Below are 16,378 nucleotides of genomic sequence, written 5' to 3'. Positions count from 1 at the left end.
AGGTGCGTTTATAAAACGCACCTTTTATAGTGTAATTGCGGCAATAAAGCCGAATATAAGTAACGGTATATTATAGTGAAGAAAAGTGGGAACACACGTATCCCATATATGGTGGTGCTGACCATCAGCATTTAAACCGGACGTTGGTCCAAGTGTACTATCAGATGCTGGAGAACCTGCATCACCTAGTGCACCAGCTGTACCGATAATTGCGATTGTTGCCATTGGACTAAATCCAAGCTGGACGCATAATGGTACGAAAATTGTTGTTAAGATTGGGATGGTTGAAAAGGAAGAACCAATTCCCATCGTAACGAGAAGTCCAATAATGAGCATAAGAAATGCAGCAAGCGGTTTATTATTTCCGATTATATGTGCACTCGTTTGCACAAGAGATTCAACATGTCCAGTTTTTCGAAGAACAGCGCCAAATCCAGCGGCAGAAATCATAACAAATCCGATAAAGGACATCATACGCATTCCGCTCGTTAAAATAGCATCGGCTTCTTTAAGAGGGAGGCTACCGCTAACTGATAAGACGATAATACCTGCTAAAGCACCGAAAATCATTGATTCGGTTGCTAATTGAACAGTTAATGTAGCGATTATTGATAATAAACCAAAAGTAATGCTTCTTTTTGTATAGGGAACGATTTCATTCTGTGTAGCATGAACTTGTTCCGTTTCATACGTACGTGGTTTTCGGTATGTAATGAAAACCGCTACACATAATCCGATAATCATACCGATTGCTGGAATAGTCATTGCTTTTGGAATAAGAGCGACATCAAATGTAAGCCCGCTTTGCGCAGCATTTGTTTGCAATACGTCATGATAAATTTTTCCGAATCCTGCTGGGACCCACATGTAAGGGGTAATTAATCCAAATGTAATAAGACATGTTACAAGCCTACGATCCACCTTCAGCTCATTTAATACTTTTAAAAGTGCTGGAATTAAGATCGGGATGAAGGCGATATGAACAGGGATAATATTTTGTGAGAAACAAGCCATTGTTAAAATGATAAATAATATGAGTATTTTAGAATAGACTTGTTTTTTCGTGTCTTGTTCGTTGCCGATCCATTTTAAAGCTGATTGGATCATTGCATCAGGAAGTCCTGTTTTTGAAAGTGAAATAGCAAATCCACCGAGCATTGCGTAGCTTAATGCGATAGGAGCACTGTTCCCAAGACCGTCTGTAAAAGTACTAATTGTTTCTGAAATACCGAGTCCACCGATAAGTCCGCCCGTTAAAGCTCCAACGATAATGGCGACAATGACTTGGACACGTAATAAACTAAGCGCTAGCATGACTGCTACTGCGATGAGTACAGCGTTCATAATAAATGTAATCTCCCTAATTTTTATTCTGTTAAGGCAAGCAAATGTTTGCAGTGACATATACTTGCGACATATTATTATAAAATGTTTTTTATGAAATGTAAAAGAGCCTGTCGTTATGCATGTTGAAAAGATAGCTCTTGTTTAATTGATTGTAAAGATTGAGCGAATAGTTCAGGCTCTTCTAAATCTGGAGAGTGTGCCGAGTTTGGAAACCAAATCATTTTTTTTATCGGAGCGTGAATAATATCGCAATATTGTTGAACGAGTGCGTAAGGAGTTTGATAATCATAGCGACCAGAACAAAAATAAACCGGAACAGATAAACTTGAAATAGACGAAAAGAAATCGATTGTTAGCATCTCTTCCCATAAAACTCCTGACTTTAAATTTCCTGCGAGAAATTTGAACCAATCTAATAGCGTATATTCAGGAGAAAAGAAACCTTTTCGTATGAAAGAAAAGGAAGATCCGTTTTGGATTGCTCCACCGAATGTGCCAAGCCACTTTCTTTGAATGATGAGACGTCGTGTATCTAAAAAGGGCGGTTTCCCTAATTTTAAAAGAGAAGCTAATGCTTTTTTATGGTCATGTTTTTTTGCAGAGCTAATTAAATGTTGATATAGTAATTCTTCGTTTTGCTTCATGTGTACGATTTGACCGATGCCGATGTATGCTTCTATATATTCAGGGCATTGACTAGCGACTTTTAGTCCGATAATACTTCCCCATGAATGACCGGCAAGAATTAATTTTTTCTTATTGAACTTTTTAAGAAGATATTGAATGACTTCTTTTGCATCTGAAACAAATTGATTAATCGTAAAATTTGTTTGGATATCTCGCCATAAAAAGGATTTACCAGCCCCGCGTTGATCCCAATTAATAACGATAAAGTGCTTTTCTAACTCTTTTTGAAAATGACGAATAAAGCCAATTTGTGCCATACCAGGCCCGCCGTGACAGCATAATAAAATAGGCTGTTCCACGTTTTGCCCGCGTATAAGGAGAGATTGTTTCCGGTCATTAATCATAACGCTTTCTATCGTAGCGATACTGTTAGGGATTAATTGCTTCTTTTCGTTATAAAACTGAGGTGTATAGCTACGAAAAAGCATATGTAAACCTCCTTTTCTTAAATGGTATGAATCGCACAGGCTCTTTCTGTTGCATATACTACTAGAAAATCATTGTATCATAACATACTGGTGTGATTTCAAGTTTAGGTAATTAAGGGAGGAGGGAGAATGTGACGATTGGAGAAATTATTGATTCTTTAAATAGACGCGAATCAATCGCTATTATAGCGAAACGTCTTGAAATGAGCCCTTATACTTTATCCAAAAAATTAAGGGTGATTGGATATGAATATGATGGGGAGCAGAAAAAGCGTGTCTTTATAGGCGATGGAGAAGAACCGCGTCATTTGCAACTCCAAGAAGCTACTGCCGCCCTTCAATATGCAAAAACGGATTATCAATTACTAATTTATGAACAATTGCAAAGTATTTATGAATTGTTAAGAAAAAGAGAAGAAGTAAGCGTGCCGATTATAAGTGGAATTTCAGAGAAAAAGAAACGAACCTTTTCTATTAATACGGAAATATTAGCGAGATTAGATGTTATATCCGAAGTTAAAGGGATTCAAAAGTCTAAAATTGTAGAAGAGGCACTACAGGAATTTTTGCAACGATATGATTTTAATGAGGTATCACATTTAGATAAATGAAGAAAAGGATACTATGTTCAAAGTAAGAACGAGTATCCTTTTTCAGGTTCATGTATATTACGAAAAAGTTAAAGGGTATGTGCGTATAATTTGTAATGAAAAGTGCTCCTTTTATAGGGAACGACATTTCCCATTTACAGCACATACAGTTATTTGAAAAATATTTAATTTAATTTTTGAATCCGTCCATCAATAATTGGCTGAATTGGCTCTTTCAATTGTTTTACATAATCGACTAACGCTTCAAAGTCGTTTGGCCCCGTTTCAGCATTTTTTCCATTTTTAAATGATACGAATCCATCACCACCCGAAGCTAGGAAAGCATTTGCAACTACGCTATACGTTTTCGTGGAAACTAATTCTTCACCATTTGTTAAACGGATATTAGTAACCTTTTCACCATTCGGTTTATTTGCATCCCAAGTATATTGAATACCTGAGATTTGGAGCATTCTCGTTGCACCTTTTTGCCATTGTTGATTTAAAATCTCGCGAATATCTTGACCTGTTAAATCTACTTTAATTAATTGATTCCCGAAAGGCTGAATACCGTATAATTCGCCCCATGTAATATCTCCAGCGTCTAAGTCATTACGAATGCCGCCAGGATTCATAAGAGCGATTTGCGCTTGCATTGTTTGTCGCTGTGCATCGGCAATTACATTTCCAAGAGTAGACTCACCAGCATCGTTTTGTTTACGGTCGATAGCTGCTGTAGATTTTCCGACAACTTCATTTACAAGCGGTGCGATTTTTTCTTTATATTGGTCTAGCTTTTGTTTTACTTGTTTATCAGGCTCTACACCTTCATGATATGTTGTAATAACTTCAGCTTTTTTCTTAACAATATCTTTTGTTTTACGATCAATTGTTACATCTACATCTGAGAAAGCCGTTCCGTAAGAGTTCGCTTGGACGATAAGTTTATTATTAACTGTACCATTTACATACGTATGACTATGTCCACCAAAAATAACATCAACTTCTGGATCTGTTTCATTTGCAATTCGAGTGAGGTCTCCATTTGTTACACCAGACTCATCAGTTGTTCCGCCGACATGCGCAAGGACTACGATAGATTTAACGCCGAGACGCTTTAATTGTTGCGCTGATTTATTAATAGCCTCTACTTCGTCAGTGATTTCTACATTTTTAAGCATAGTAGGCATAACGACATTTGGCGTATCCGTTGTAACAACTCCAATGAATCCTACAGGAACTCCGTCAACCATTTTTACAGTAAATGGTGGTAAAAATAAGCGGCCAGTTGATTTATTATAGAAGTTTGCAGCGACATAAGGGAAGTTTGCTCCTTTGAAATTCCCTGTTTTTTCATGGTAACCACCGTAAATGAGGCGTTTCATTTCATCGATACCTTCATCGAATTCATGGTTTCCGATTGTACCAACATCAAACTTTAAGTCATTTAAAAATTCAATTGTTGGTTCGTCTTGTAATAATGCGGAAACTGGTGGGCTGGCGCCGACAATATCACCGGCATGTACGAGAAGTGTATTAGGGTTTTGTTTTTTACGTTCTTTTAAATAAGTAGCTAAATAATCAGCGCCGCCAGCTTCTTTATTGTTAATTTTTTTTACAGTGTCTAGTTGTCCATGGAAATCATTAATACCAAGCATTTGTACGTCTATGTATCGGTTTTGTTCAGCAGGAGTCTGAGATGGAGGAGCGGCGAACACGCTTGAAAAAGTCATGGTGCTTAAAATAGCGACAGCAGGAATAATTTTTTTCCACATAATTAATTTCTCCTTTTTTTATAATCTGACATCATACGACATAATTTTAATAGATTACTAGGATTATATCTACAATAAAATTTAGTTTTTTCGAAAAATTAACATATTTACAAAAAAGAATAATAGAGAATCGGGGAGTAATACACCTTTTTTATTGTCGATTTCACTGTGTATCCTCTATAATGGAGAAAAAAGTAAAAGGTGAGTAGTATGAAGAAAAAGAAGCAAAGACAAATGCAAAGACACTCTCAAATGAATCAACCAGAGAAAGAATCGCTTACACTAGGTGATCAATTGAACGATTCGTTAATGCAACAATTAAAGAATAAGAAAAAAGAGTTGCAAGTGAGAGAAGAGAAAAAAGAGGTAGCAGAGCAAGAAAGAAAACGTAAAGAACAAAAAGAACGTGAAAAGAATAAATCATTTGAAGAACTGTTAAGTGAAAGTAACCTTACTTGGAAAGACTTTAAATAATAAAAAATGATCAGTGAGATGCCACTGATCATTTTTTTGACGAGTTTGTAAGAAAAGGGGAGTTAGAATGAGGAAAATTGTAGTCGTTCCGTATGAAAATCATTGGAGTGAGAAATTTCAAATGGAGGCCGAAAGATTAAAATTGGCAATGCCAGAAACGGTGAAAATCCATCATATTGGAAGTACGTCAGTGCCAGGACTGGCAGCTAAACCAATTATAGATATGATTATGGAAGTAGAAAGTATCACCAAAGTAGATCATTGGAATGAACGTTTTAAAGAGCTTGGATACATCGTAAAAGGGGAAAATGGTATTTCAGGACGTCGTTTTTTTATTCATGGAACCGAGGAAAAACGCTCGTATCACTTACACGTGTTTGAAAAAGGAAATCCTGAGATTACAAGGCATTTAGCATTTCGTGATTATATGATGGTTCATTGTGAAGAAGCAGAGGCGTATGCGACTTTAAAGAAAGAACTAGCTGAAAAATATACATATGATGGCACGTTGTATACAGAAGGAAAAAATGAGTTTGTACGTAATGTTGATGAAAAAGCGAAAGAATGGATAGAAAGTAACGTGAACGACTGAGTTCATGTTACTTTCTAAAGGGGTATAAAATTATTATGTAAACTGTACATATGTTTTGACTTTTTGGATGAATCTTGTTGAAATAAAGTTATGGTTTATAAAAATGTAACAATGAAAGGGAGAAAGACTGTGCATATTCCAACAACTACACTTCATAATGGTGTGAAAATGCCGATGATTGGTCTAGGCGTTTATAAAGCGAAAGAAGGCGACGAAGTTAAACAAGCAGTAAAAACAGCGTTAGAAGTTGGATATCGTTCGATTGATACAGCAACTGTATATGAAAATGAAAGCGGTGTCGGAGAAGCAGTTCGTGAATCTGGAATCCCGCGAGAAGACTTGTTTATTACAACAAAAGTTTGGAACGACGATCAAGGGTATGAGGAGACTCTTGAGGCGTTTGAAAAAAGTTTAAAGAAATTACAAATGGATTATGTAGATTTATATTTAATCCATTGGCCGATAAGAGGGAAGTATGTTGATACGTACCGTGCTCTAGAAAAGCTATATGAAGAAGGTAAAGTGCGTGCCATTGGTGTTTCTAATTTTCATAAACATCATTTAGAACTGTTATTACCAAATTGCAAAGTGAAGCCGATGGTAAACCAAGTGGAACTTCATCCAATGTTAGCACAATTTGAATTGCGTGATTTCTGTCAAGGTGAGCAAATTCAAATGGAAGCTTGGAGTCCTTTAATGAGGGGCGGCGAAGTATTCCAGCATCCAATTATTCAAGATATTGCTAAAAAATATGAAAAGACACCTGCACAAGTTATATTAAGGTGGGATATTCAAAGTGGGATTGTGACTATTCCTAAATCTGTTACGCCATCTCGTATTAAAGAGAACTTTACTATTTTTGATTTTTCATTAACTGAAGAAGAGATGGATCAAATTAATACGTTAAATCGTAATTTACATGTAGGAACGAATCCTGATAAATATGATACGCTATAAAAAGACGCTACCATCTGGTAGCGTCTTTTTAACGATGTAAAGCATAGGTATCACATTTAGCAATTTGCTGAAGCAGTATATATTCTTCTTTTGTTAATTCTGTTTGTTTACTAGCTTGTATATTTTCTTGCAATTGTTGAATAGAGCTTGCACCAGGTATAACAGCTGCAACAGTTTCGTTATGTAAGCAATATTGAATAGCTGTTCCTGTTAAAGAGCTTTCTCCGATTATTTCTTTTACACTCGCGAGTGTCGTATATAATTCATCGTAAGAATAAGAAAGGTAATCTTTTTCTTTTACTCTTTCTATCTTTCTTGCATTATTGTTAGTTAAAATTCCTTTTGCAAGTGGTCCACGAGCAATAATGCTAATTTGATGTTCATTTAGAAGTGGGAACCATTCTTCAGGGCGACGATTTAAAAGGCTGTATTCCATTAGTACACTAACGATATTTGAACGTTTGGCATACTCACGGATGACATTTGGACGTATAGAAGAAATACCGTAATGGCGAATGATACCTTCTTTTTTTAATTCTTCAAAGGCTTCAATTGTTTCATCTATAGGATCTTCAATCGTCCCGCCGTGAAGTTGATAAAGATCAATATAATCAGTTTGAAGTCTACGTAAACTTTCTTTCACTTCAGCCTTTATGTAATCCTTAGAAGGATCCCAAGACCAGCCGTTTTTTTCTTCTGTCCATCGATTTCCAACCTTCGTTGTAAGAACAATTTGGTCTCGTTTCCCTTTTAAGGATTTTCCAACAAATTCTTCGTTTAATCCATAATCGTATAAATCCGCTGTATCAAAAAAGTTAATTCCTAAATCGATAGCCTCATCGATAATACGCATAGCTTCAGCCTCAGATGTACCGAGAGACATACAGCCAAATCCAATTTCCGTAACATATAAATCTGAGTTTCCTAATTGACGTTTTTTCATAGGTCAACCTCCTTATCTTTATTGTACGAAAGGGAAAGGAGGTTGACAAACGTTTACTTTTTGTTTGCTGTAATCCACTCTTGCACAGTTGTATACTCTTTTCCATATTGTTTTAGCTTATGACGAATTTGCCACGCTTTGCCGACTAAAGTGACGCGATTTGGTAAAATATAAACTTTCATTTCTATCACGCTCCTTTCAATGTGGTAAAATGTATGAAGAACGATTAGGAAATAGAACAGGGAGATGAAGTAGTATGAGTAGTCTTGCAGAAAGAACAGTAAAAACTGAACCGATTTTTGATGGTAGAGTTATAAAAGTTCGTGTTGATGAAGTAGTATTACCAAATGGAGAAATGAGTAAACGTGAAATCGTAAATCACCCTGGGGCAGTTGCTATTATTGCTATTACTGATGAAGGGAAAATTGTACTTGTCGAGCAGTATCGTAAAGCTCTTGAAAAGGCAATTGTGGAAATCCCTGCTGGGAAGTTAGAACCTGGAGAAAAGCCAGAAGTAACAGCAGTTCGTGAATTAGAAGAAGAAACAGGATATGTATGTGAAAATATGGAGCTTATTACATCTTTTTATACATCACCTGGTTTTGCAGATGAGATTTTATATGTATATAAGGCGACAGGATTAAAACAAAAAGAAAATAAAGCAGCTTTAGATGAAGATGAATTTGTGGAGTTAATGGAAGTGTCATTAGAAGAAGCGATTGATCTTATGAAAGATCTTCGCATTCATGATGCGAAGACGATGTTCGCTGTGCAATATTTACAATTACAAAAATAAAACACTCGCCTTAGGCGAGTGTTTTTTAATTAATTTTTGCATATACACGTGCATCGCGTAAGCTACCATCTGGTGCTAGGAAATCATTTTCCATAGTACCTTCTAAAATAAATTCTAGACGTTCTGCTAAGTTACATGCGTTCACGTTTGTTGCATCAGTACGAATTTCAATTCTTCTAGCACCTAGCTTATCAAAAGCGAACTGAATCGCACCTTTAACAGCTTCTGTCATATAGCCTTGTTTTGTATAGGCGCTATGTAACCAGAAGTGAAGTGAAAACTTTGGAATGTCCCAGTTTTCAGGCTTAAGAGTAATAGCTCCGATGAATGTACCAGATACTTTATCGTATAAGTGAAAATCAAGTGTTTCACGAAGTAAAAACTGTCCGTGAGCTTCGCGAACAAGTTCTTCCGCACTCTCTTCTGTTTCAGCTGTAATTGGCATCCACGGTAATAAGTCTTCTAGAGAAGCTTGGATTGCTTCATATACTTCTGTACCGTCACCTGGAAACGGCTTACGTACTTGCAAGCGCTCAGTTTGAAATAATGTTGGAAAATCTAATAATAATGGTTTCAAGAGAAATCCCTCCTATTCTCTACTATTTAGTTTAGCAAAGTAGAGCGGAATTTCAATGTTAATTCGTCATACTTTTTTTCTTTCTTTCATACATTTTTAGTAAGAGTGTGAACGGAGGGAAGGAAAATGTGGCGAAAAACTTGGCAAGACCGTGTAATGTCTCACATACAGGAAAACTCTTCATTATATATATTTAATGCTGTTTTATTATTGATGGGAGTAATATTTGGAGCGATTCTTGTGAATAGTTTACAAATAAACCAAAAGCAAGATTTATCATTTTATTTACAGCGTTTTTTTGGACAAGTTTCTAAAGGAGAATTTGCTATTGCGGGCGAAATGTTTCGAGAAAGTTACTTTTCGCAATTAAAATACATCGGCTTTATTTGGATTTTGGGGATTTCGATTATTGGGTTACCACTCATTTTTATTTTACTATTTTTGAAAGGAGTAGTTGTTGGATTTACAGTAGGTTTTTTAGTAAGTCAGCACGGATGGAATGGACTATTATTAGCATTTGTATCTGTATTACCACAAAATCTAATTATAATTCCTGTATTTCTCGTTATGACAACAATTGCTGCAAGCTTTTCTTTGAGAATGATTAGGCACCAATTTATCCGGAAAATAACCGAGCCACTATTACCGTTACTAATTCGCTATACATGCTTTTTTCTAGTGATTGGAGCGGTGTTAGCTATTGCTTCTAGTATCGAAGCATATGCATCACCAGTTTTAATGAAAGAAGTCGTGGAAGCTATTAATAAACAATAAATACTTTTTGAGAATAATTATCAATTTGTTTTTATTGTTTTTCTTTTGACAGAAGCCCTTCTTCTGATATAATGGTGTAAGAGTGGCGAGGAGGGAGTAGTACCGAATGGAAGAAAGAATTGAACGAATTAAGAAGCAATTACATGCAGCGAGCTATAAATTGACACCACAACGTGAAGCAACAGTTCGTGTGCTGCTAGAGAATGAAGAAGATCATTTAAGCGCAGAAGATGTATACCTCCTTGTAAAAGAAAAGTCGCCAGAGATCGGATTAGCAACCGTCTATAGAACTTTAGAGTTATTGTCTGAGTTAAAAGTTGTCGATAAGATTAACTTCGGAGACGGTGTTTCACGCTATGACTTACGCCAAGAAGGTGCACAGCGTTTCCACCACCATTTAATCTGTACACAATGCGGTGCTGTACAAGAAATACAAGAAGATTTACTTGGTGAAGTGGAGAATAAAGTAGAACGAGACTGGAGCTTTAAGGTGAAAGATCATCGTTTAACATTCCATGGGATTTGTAAAAGTTGTCAAGAAAATGAAACGGATGAAAAATAACCTTTTCCTATTTAACTAGGAAGAGGTTTTTTATTTGAATAAGGTATAAATTGGTGAAAGCTTGGCATATGTTGTAATAACTTATATTTTGGAGGAATTTACAATGCGCCGAGCTTTAAAATTAACTTTTGATGGGATGAAAGTATTTTTATTATTTACGAGTTGTACGATTTTGTTTTATTTCGCTATACTATGGATAAATGAAGAATATGAAAGTTACCATCGTTATGAAAAGCCAAAAGAAGAGACTGTAGAAAAAGTATCAGGGAATGAGGAGCCGGCAAAGGATGCTTTCGTAAATAGAATGATGTTTTTCTATGAAAATGGGGAGTAGTGTATATTGGAAGATCAATTAAAAGATTTTATTCATTATATGATTGTTGAAAAAGGGTTAGCGAAAAATACAGTTGTATCTTATGAACGTGATTTGAAAAGCTATGTGAAGTATTTGCAAAATGTAGAACAGACGAAGACATTTCATGAAGTGACGCGTATACACATTGTTAACTTTTTGCAGTATTTAAAAGAAAACGGAAAATCTTCAAAAACATTGGCACGTCATATTGCATCGATTCGTTCGTTTCACCAATTTTTACTTCGTGAACGAGCGGTGGAGCATGACCCATCGGTACATATTGAAACGCCGCAAGGGGAACGGAAATTACCAAAAGTATTATCGATTGACGAAGTAGAAGCATTACTTCAGACTCCGAAAGCGGTGAGTGCTTTTGGGATTCGTGATAAGGCAATGTTGGAGTTATTGTATGCAACAGGACTTCGTGTTTCAGAATTAATTGCATTAAATTTAGAAGATGTACACTTGACTATGGGATTTGTCCGCTGTATAGGGAAAGGGAATAAAGAAAGAATTATTCCATTAGGAAGCTTAGCAACGGAAGCAATTCAAAGGTATATTGAAAAAGGAAGAAGAGAACTGATGGGTAAAAAAGCAGTGGATGCACTCTTTTTAAACCATCATGGTAATCGATTATCAAGACAAGGGTTTTGGAAAATTTTAAAACGATTAGCGAAAGAAGCAAATATTGAAAAAGAGCTTACACCGCATACGTTGCGTCACTCGTTTGCTACGCATTTATTAGAAAATGGGGCAGACTTACGTGCCGTGCAAGAAATGCTTGGACATGCAGATATTTCAACAACGCAAATCTATACGCATGTTTCAAAAACTAGATTAAAAGATGTATATAAACAGTTTCATCCGAGAGCATAGTTACTATGCTCTTTTTTCATAGATTAAGAAGAGCAAACCGTTTCACAGAAACTTCACAAATATTTCGTATATTGTTTTCAGCAGAAGACTGGAATATTACAATGTATTTCCTCTATACTAAAGAAAGTATGAAGGAGGAAATGATGATGAAAAAACTTATTATGACGCTATTTATCGCGATGCTAGCATTGGCTGGCTGTAATACAAACAAAGAAGAAGCGAAAAAAGAACCGAAAAAAGAACAGAAACTTGAAGCTGTAGAAGTAGCAGTTCAAACGAATCCGAAGGAAATTAAACCTGGTGAAAAAACAGAAGTACAAGCACTTGTTACACAAGGAAAAGAAAAAGTAACAGATGCTGATGATGTAAAGTTTGAAATTTGGAAAACAGGCGACGAAAAACACGAGATGTTAGATGGTAAGCATAAAGGAAAAGGTGTTTATGCGGTAGAGAAAACGTTCGAAACTGATGGAGTATATCATATTATTGCTCATACAAATGCACGTGAAATGCATGTTATGCCGGGAGTAAAAGTGGCTGTGGGAAATGCGAAAGTTGAAGATGCGAAAAAAGAAAATAGCGATCACAGTGCAGGACACGGCGATCATAAAAGTGACACAATGATTCACCTTATGGCTGGTGACATAAAAGCAAATGCTGAATCAACAATGAAAGTTCATTTAAAACAAAAAGAAGAAGCACTAACTGGTGCTGAAGTACAACTTGAAATTTGGAAAGACGGCGTTGAAAAGCATGAATTTATTCCAGCAAAAGAGGGGAATAAAGGCGAATATGAAAGTAAGCATACTTTCAAAGAGAATGGTGCTTATAAAGTGAAAGTTCATGTAAGAAAAGGCGAACTACATGAACACAAAGAAGAAACAGTAGAAGTAAAATAAAAAGCAGCTCTTTAGAGCTGCTTTTTATTTTTATATTAGGAAATATGTTATAAAATAATTAGCACTTCTTCGCAGAATGGATTACAATAGAAGTGTGAATAAAATAAGAAATTCTACGAAAATGTATTAAAAAGAAAGCGTAAACATGTTATGATATCAATATCAGATGTCTGACATCTGACTTAGAAAAAATTAGAAATTTTTTTGATTCGTTTGAAAGTAAAACGAAAAAGTTAGAGAATGATTTAAAGCAGTACTGTTTAATAATGAGGACGAAAGATAATTCCCATTGATAACAGTTTCACTTTATAGCGTTTTGAACATACTACAAGAAGTAGAACTGAACATATAGGAGGTCGCAGTTATGAATAAATATAAACGTATTTTCCTAGTCGTGATGGACTCTGTGGGAATCGGTGAGGCACCTGATGCTGAGCAGTTTGGTGATTTAGGTTCTGATACAATTGGTCATATCGCTGAACATATGAATGGATTAAACATGCCAAACATGGTGAAATTAGGTCTTGGTAATATTCGTGAAATGAAAGGGATCTCTAAAGTAGAGAAACCGCTTGGATATTATACAAAAATGCAAGAGAAGTCTACCGGTAAAGATACAATGACAGGTCACTGGGAAATTATGGGCCTTTACATTGATACACCATTCCAAGTATTCCCTGAAGGATTCCCGAAAGAATTACTTGATGAATTAGAAGAAAAAACGGGCCGTAAAATTATCGGTAATAAGCCAGCTTCTGGAACAGAAATTCTTGATGAGCTTGGTCAAGAGCAAATGGAAACAGGCTCTTTAATCGTTTACACTTCTGCTGATAGTGTATTACAAATTGCAGCACACGAAGAAGTAGTGCCACTTGATGAGTTATATAAAATTTGTAAAATTGCCCGTGAACTAACGTTAGATGAGAAGTACATGGTAGGACGTGTTATCGCTCGTCCATTCGTTGGAGAACCAGGAAAATTCACACGTACACCAAATCGTCATGACTATGCATTAAAACCATTTGGTCGCACAGTAATGAATGAATTAAAAGATAGTGACTACGATGTAATTGCTATCGGTAAAATTTCTGATATTTATGATGGCGAAGGGGTAACGGAATCACTTCGTACGAAGTCTAACATGGATGGAATGGATAAGCTTGTAGATACATTAAACATGGACTTTACAGGTCTTAGCTTCTTAAACTTAGTTGACTTTGATGCATTATTCGGTCACCGTCGTGATCCACAAGGATATGGAGAAGCTCTGCAAGAATATGATGCACGTCTTCCAGAAGTATTCGAAAAACTAAAAGAAGATGACCTATTATTAATTACAGCAGACCACGGTAATGATCCAATACATCCTGGTACTGATCATACACGTGAATATGTACCGTTATTAGCATATAGCCCAAGCATGAAAGAAGGCGGACAAGAATTAGCACTTCGTCAAACATTTGCTGATATTGGTGCAACTGTAGCAGAAAACTTCGGTGTGAAAATGCCAGAATACGGAACAAGCTTTTTAAACGAGCTAAAGAAATAGGGGGATAAACAAATGAATCGTGAACTTATTACAAAATCAGCTTCATACTTAAAAGAGAAATTTCAAGAAACACCACAAGTAGGACTAATCCTTGGATCTGGACTAGGTGTATTAGCAGATGAAATCGAAAATGCGGTAACAGTGCCTTACAGCGAAATTCCTGAATTCCCAGTATCAACTGTAGAAGGACATGCAGGTCAACTAGTATTCGGTACACTTCAAGGTGTACCTGTAGTAGCAATGCAAGGACGTTTCCATTTCTACGAAGGATATGACATGCAAAAAGTAACATTCCCAGTTCGTGTTATGAAAGAACTAGGTGTAGAAACTGTTGTTGTAACGAACGCAGCTGGTGGTGTAAATACATCATTTGAACCAGGCGATCTTATGTTAATTTCAGACCACATTAACTTCATGGGTACGAATCCATTAATTGGACCAAATGATTCTGAAATGGGTGTACGTTTCCCTGATATGTCTACATCTTATACGACAGAACTTCGCGAAATGGCGAAACAAGTTGCAGCAGACTTAAACATTAAAGTACAAGAAGGTGTATATGTTGGAATGACAGGTCCTGTATATGAAACACCTGCTGAAATTCGTATGCTTCGTACACTTGGCGGAGATGCAGTTGGTATGTCAACAGTACCGGAAGTAATTGTAGCTCGTCATGCTGGTATGAAAGTACTTGGTATTTCTTGTATTTCAAATATGGCAGCTGGTATTTTAGATCAGCCACTTCACCATGATGAAGTAATTGAAACGACAGAACGTGTTAAAGCTAACTTCTTAGCATTAGTAAAAGCAATCGTAAAACAAATGAAGGGGTGACTTCACAATGAGAATGGTGGACCTAATTGCAAAAAAACGTGATGGACAAGCATTAACGACAGAAGAAATTAACTTTATTGTTGAAGGATATACAAATGGTGATATTCCTGATTATCAAGTAAGTTCACTTGCAATGGCAATTTTCTTCCAAGATATGAATGATCAAGAACGTGCGGATTTAACGATGGCAATGGTAAATAGCGGTGATACAATTGATTTATCAGCCATTGAAGGGGTAAAAGTAGATAAGCATTCAACAGGTGGTGTTGGTGATACAACGACACTTGTATTAGGTCCACTAGTAGCTGCTTTAGGTGTACCAGTAGCGAAAATGTCTGGACGTGGTTTAGGACATACTGGTGGTACAATTGATAAATTAGAAGCAGTTCCAGGATTCCATGTGGAAATTGAAAATGATGAATTCATGCGTCTTGTAAATGAAAATAAAATTGCTGTTATCGGCCAAAGTGGAAACTTAACACCTGCTGATAAAAAGTTATATGCACTTCGTGATGTAACGGCAACAGTAAACTCAATTCCGCTTATTGCAAGCTCGATTATGAGTAAAAAAATTGCTGCTGGTGCAGATGCAATTGTTCTTGATGTAAAAACTGGAGCAGGAGCATTTATGAAAACGGATGAAGATGCAAAACGTTTAGCTGAAGCAATGGTACGAATCGGTAATAACGTTGGTCGTAATACGATGGCGGTTATTTCTGATATGAGTCAGCCGCTTGGTGAAGCAATTGGTAACGCATTAGAAGTACAAGAAGCAATTGATACATTACAAGGTAAAGGACCGAAAGATTTAGAAGAGTTATGTTTAACGCTTGGCAGTCAGATGGTGTACCTTGCTGGACAAGCTTCATCTTTAGAAGATGCGCGTGAAAAGTTAATTGAAGTAATGAACAATGGTAAAGCGCTAGAATCATTTAAAACGTTCTTATCAGCGCAAGGCGGCGATGCATCTGTTGTTGATGATCCTTCTAAATTGCCACAAGCACAATTTAAAATTGAAGTGGAAGCGAAAGAAGACGGTTACGTATCGGAAATCGTTGCAGATGAAATCGGAACAGCAGCAATGCTTTTAGGAGCAGGGCGTGCAACGAAAGAGTCTGAAATTGATTTAGCAGTTGGTCTAATGCTTCGCAAAAAAGTAGGCGATAGCGTGAAAAAAGGTGACTCTCTTGTTACAATTTACGCAAACCGCGAAAATGTTGAAGATGTAAAAGCGAAAATTTATGAGAACATGAAAATCGCTAAAGACCATGTAGATACGCCGACACTAGTGCACGGCATCGTTACTAAATAATAAAGAAGAGCCAAGGAGTATTTCTCCTTGGCTTTTTTTACTATTTTTTGT

At 36.3% G+C, this 16,378-nt stretch carries 19 protein-coding genes; 13 read left to right on the top strand and 6 right to left on the bottom strand.

All coding sequences use genetic code 11. From position 1 onward, the window contains the following. Positions 1–24: 24 nt before the first annotated feature. Together LUS72_RS20350 and LUS72_RS20345 are read right to left on the bottom strand one after the other, a co-directional pair. Positions 25–1,344, bottom strand: a complete 1,320-nt coding sequence (locus tag LUS72_RS20350) for a Na+/H+ antiporter family protein (protein ID WP_264448213.1) — start codon at positions 1,342–1,344, stop codon at positions 25–27. A 116-nt stretch (positions 1,345–1,460) separates the two neighbouring features. After that, positions 1,461–2,462: an alpha/beta fold hydrolase gene (locus tag LUS72_RS20345; protein ID WP_097830787.1), complete on the bottom strand. Its 1,002-nt coding sequence runs from the start codon at positions 2,460–2,462 to the stop codon at positions 1,461–1,463. A 131-nt stretch (positions 2,463–2,593) separates the two neighbouring features. On the opposite strand from LUS72_RS20345, the gene LUS72_RS20340 reads away from it, so the two are divergent. After that, entirely contained in the window at positions 2,594–3,073 is a 480-nt protein-coding gene (locus LUS72_RS20340) for a ribbon-helix-helix domain-containing protein (protein WP_097830788.1), read from the top strand. Between the two features lie 164 nt (positions 3,074–3,237). Here LUS72_RS20340 and LUS72_RS20335 read toward each other — a convergent pair whose 3' ends face one another. Beyond that, the gene (locus tag LUS72_RS20335) at positions 3,238–4,827 is read right to left on the bottom strand and encodes a bifunctional metallophosphatase/5'-nucleotidase (RefSeq protein ID WP_071746979.1); all 1,590 of its coding nucleotides are present in this window, start codon (positions 4,825–4,827) and stop codon (positions 3,238–3,240) included. A 210-nt stretch (positions 4,828–5,037) separates the two neighbouring features. Between LUS72_RS20335 and LUS72_RS20330 the strand changes: the two genes are divergently transcribed. From LUS72_RS20330 to LUS72_RS20320, 3 genes are all read left to right on the top strand, one after another. Then, positions 5,038–5,301, top strand: a complete 264-nt coding sequence (locus tag LUS72_RS20330; RefSeq protein WP_141533243.1) for a YqkE family protein — start codon at positions 5,038–5,040, stop codon at positions 5,299–5,301. Between the two features lie 67 nt (positions 5,302–5,368). Next, on the top strand, positions 5,369–5,893 hold the full coding sequence (locus tag LUS72_RS20325) for a GrpB family protein (RefSeq protein WP_097830789.1): 525 nt from the start codon (positions 5,369–5,371) through the stop codon (positions 5,891–5,893). Positions 5,894–6,022: 129 nt separating this feature from the next. Then, positions 6,023–6,850, top strand: coding sequence for an aldo/keto reductase (locus LUS72_RS20320; RefSeq protein WP_000548008.1), 828 nt, complete (start codon positions 6,023–6,025; stop codon positions 6,848–6,850). A gap of 28 nt (positions 6,851–6,878) precedes the next feature. Here LUS72_RS20320 and lolS read toward each other — a convergent pair whose 3' ends face one another. Both lolS and mciZ read right to left on the bottom strand, forming a co-directional pair. Further along, positions 6,879–7,793 (bottom strand): aldo/keto reductase, encoded by a 915-nt coding sequence (lolS, locus tag LUS72_RS20315; protein WP_264448206.1) that lies wholly within the window; start codon positions 7,791–7,793, stop codon positions 6,879–6,881. 53 nt (positions 7,794–7,846) lie between these two features. After that, entirely contained in the window at positions 7,847–7,975 is a 129-nt protein-coding gene (mciZ, locus tag LUS72_RS20310) for a Z-ring formation inhibitor MciZ (protein ID WP_000870295.1), read from the bottom strand. A 74-nt stretch (positions 7,976–8,049) separates the two neighbouring features. Between mciZ and LUS72_RS20305 the strand changes: the two genes are divergently transcribed. Further along, a complete protein-coding gene (locus LUS72_RS20305; protein ID WP_097830791.1) occupies positions 8,050–8,589 on the top strand; it encodes an NUDIX hydrolase in 540 nt (179 codons plus the stop codon). 25 nt (positions 8,590–8,614) lie between these two features. Here LUS72_RS20305 and LUS72_RS20300 read toward each other — a convergent pair whose 3' ends face one another. Then, entirely contained in the window at positions 8,615–9,166 is a 552-nt protein-coding gene (locus LUS72_RS20300; RefSeq protein ID WP_097830792.1) for a GNAT family N-acetyltransferase, read from the bottom strand. A 126-nt stretch (positions 9,167–9,292) separates the two neighbouring features. Between LUS72_RS20300 and spoIIM the strand changes: the two genes are divergently transcribed. The 8 genes from spoIIM (at position 9,293) to LUS72_RS20260 (ending at position 16,327) form a co-directional block, all read left to right on the top strand. Next, positions 9,293–9,940: a stage II sporulation protein M gene (gene spoIIM / locus LUS72_RS20295; RefSeq protein ID WP_097830793.1), complete on the top strand. Its 648-nt coding sequence runs from the start codon at positions 9,293–9,295 to the stop codon at positions 9,938–9,940. A gap of 106 nt (positions 9,941–10,046) precedes the next feature. Further along, positions 10,047–10,502, top strand: coding sequence for a ferric iron uptake transcriptional regulator (locus tag LUS72_RS20290; RefSeq protein ID WP_097830794.1), 456 nt, complete (start codon positions 10,047–10,049; stop codon positions 10,500–10,502). Between the two features lie 103 nt (positions 10,503–10,605). After that, the gene (locus LUS72_RS20285; protein ID WP_001250436.1) at positions 10,606–10,836 is read left to right on the top strand and encodes a YqzK family protein; all 231 of its coding nucleotides are present in this window, start codon (positions 10,606–10,608) and stop codon (positions 10,834–10,836) included. A 6-nt stretch (positions 10,837–10,842) separates the two neighbouring features. After that, positions 10,843–11,733, top strand: coding sequence for a site-specific tyrosine recombinase XerD (gene xerD / locus LUS72_RS20280; RefSeq protein ID WP_097830795.1), 891 nt, complete (start codon positions 10,843–10,845; stop codon positions 11,731–11,733). 143 nt (positions 11,734–11,876) lie between these two features. Then, a complete protein-coding gene (locus LUS72_RS20275) occupies positions 11,877–12,632 on the top strand; it encodes a FixH family protein (protein ID WP_141533244.1) in 756 nt (251 codons plus the stop codon). Positions 12,633–12,996: 364 nt separating this feature from the next. Then, a complete protein-coding gene (gene deoB / locus LUS72_RS20270) occupies positions 12,997–14,181 on the top strand; it encodes a phosphopentomutase (protein ID WP_097830797.1) in 1,185 nt (394 codons plus the stop codon). A gap of 12 nt (positions 14,182–14,193) precedes the next feature. Next, the gene (locus LUS72_RS20265; RefSeq protein ID WP_071746972.1) at positions 14,194–15,015 is read left to right on the top strand and encodes a purine-nucleoside phosphorylase; all 822 of its coding nucleotides are present in this window, start codon (positions 14,194–14,196) and stop codon (positions 15,013–15,015) included. A gap of 7 nt (positions 15,016–15,022) precedes the next feature. Continuing rightward, positions 15,023–16,327, top strand: a complete 1,305-nt coding sequence (locus tag LUS72_RS20260; RefSeq protein ID WP_097830798.1) for a pyrimidine-nucleoside phosphorylase — start codon at positions 15,023–15,025, stop codon at positions 16,325–16,327. The last annotated feature ends 51 nt before the right edge of the window (positions 16,328–16,378 follow it).

The sequence above is a fragment of the Bacillus cereus genome (genome assembly GCF_025917685.1).
GTDB lineage: Bacteria > Bacillota > Bacilli > Bacillales > Bacillaceae_G > Bacillus_A > Bacillus_A cereus_AT.
The sequence above is the reverse complement of the archived record's forward strand: the minus strand, read 5'-3'. Positions and strand labels throughout refer to the sequence as shown.

Excerpts from the sequence above, each read along its gene's own strand:
- LUS72_RS20350 (WP_264448213.1), bottom strand. The coding sequence starts at position 1,344 with ATGAACGCTGTACTCATCGCAGTAGCAGTCATGCTAGCGCTTAGTTTA.
- LUS72_RS20345 (WP_097830787.1), bottom strand. The coding sequence starts at position 2,462 with ATGCTTTTTCGTAGCTATACACCTCAGTTTTATAACGAAAAGAAGCAA.
- LUS72_RS20335 (WP_071746979.1), bottom strand. The coding sequence starts at position 4,827 with ATGTGGAAAAAAATTATTCCTGCTGTCGCTATTTTAAGCACCATGACT.
- LUS72_RS20330 (WP_141533243.1), top strand. The coding sequence starts at position 5,038 with ATGAAGAAAAAGAAGCAAAGACAAATGCAAAGACACTCTCAAATGAAT.
- LUS72_RS20325 (WP_097830789.1), top strand. The coding sequence starts at position 5,369 with ATGAGGAAAATTGTAGTCGTTCCGTATGAAAATCATTGGAGTGAGAAA.
- lolS (WP_264448206.1), bottom strand. The coding sequence starts at position 7,793 with ATGAAAAAACGTCAATTAGGAAACTCAGATTTATATGTTACGGAAATT.
- mciZ (WP_000870295.1), bottom strand. The coding sequence starts at position 7,975 with ATGAAAGTTTATATTTTACCAAATCGCGTCACTTTAGTCGGCAAAGCG.
- LUS72_RS20305 (WP_097830791.1), top strand. The coding sequence starts at position 8,050 with ATGAGTAGTCTTGCAGAAAGAACAGTAAAAACTGAACCGATTTTTGAT.
- spoIIM (WP_097830793.1), top strand. The coding sequence starts at position 9,293 with ATGTGGCGAAAAACTTGGCAAGACCGTGTAATGTCTCACATACAGGAA.
- LUS72_RS20290 (WP_097830794.1), top strand. The coding sequence starts at position 10,047 with ATGGAAGAAAGAATTGAACGAATTAAGAAGCAATTACATGCAGCGAGC.
- LUS72_RS20285 (WP_001250436.1), top strand. The coding sequence starts at position 10,606 with ATGCGCCGAGCTTTAAAATTAACTTTTGATGGGATGAAAGTATTTTTA.
- LUS72_RS20275 (WP_141533244.1), top strand. The coding sequence starts at position 11,877 with ATGATGAAAAAACTTATTATGACGCTATTTATCGCGATGCTAGCATTG.
- deoB (WP_097830797.1), top strand. The coding sequence starts at position 12,997 with ATGAATAAATATAAACGTATTTTCCTAGTCGTGATGGACTCTGTGGGA.
- LUS72_RS20265 (WP_071746972.1), top strand. The coding sequence starts at position 14,194 with ATGAATCGTGAACTTATTACAAAATCAGCTTCATACTTAAAAGAGAAA.
- LUS72_RS20260 (WP_097830798.1), top strand. The coding sequence starts at position 15,023 with ATGAGAATGGTGGACCTAATTGCAAAAAAACGTGATGGACAAGCATTA.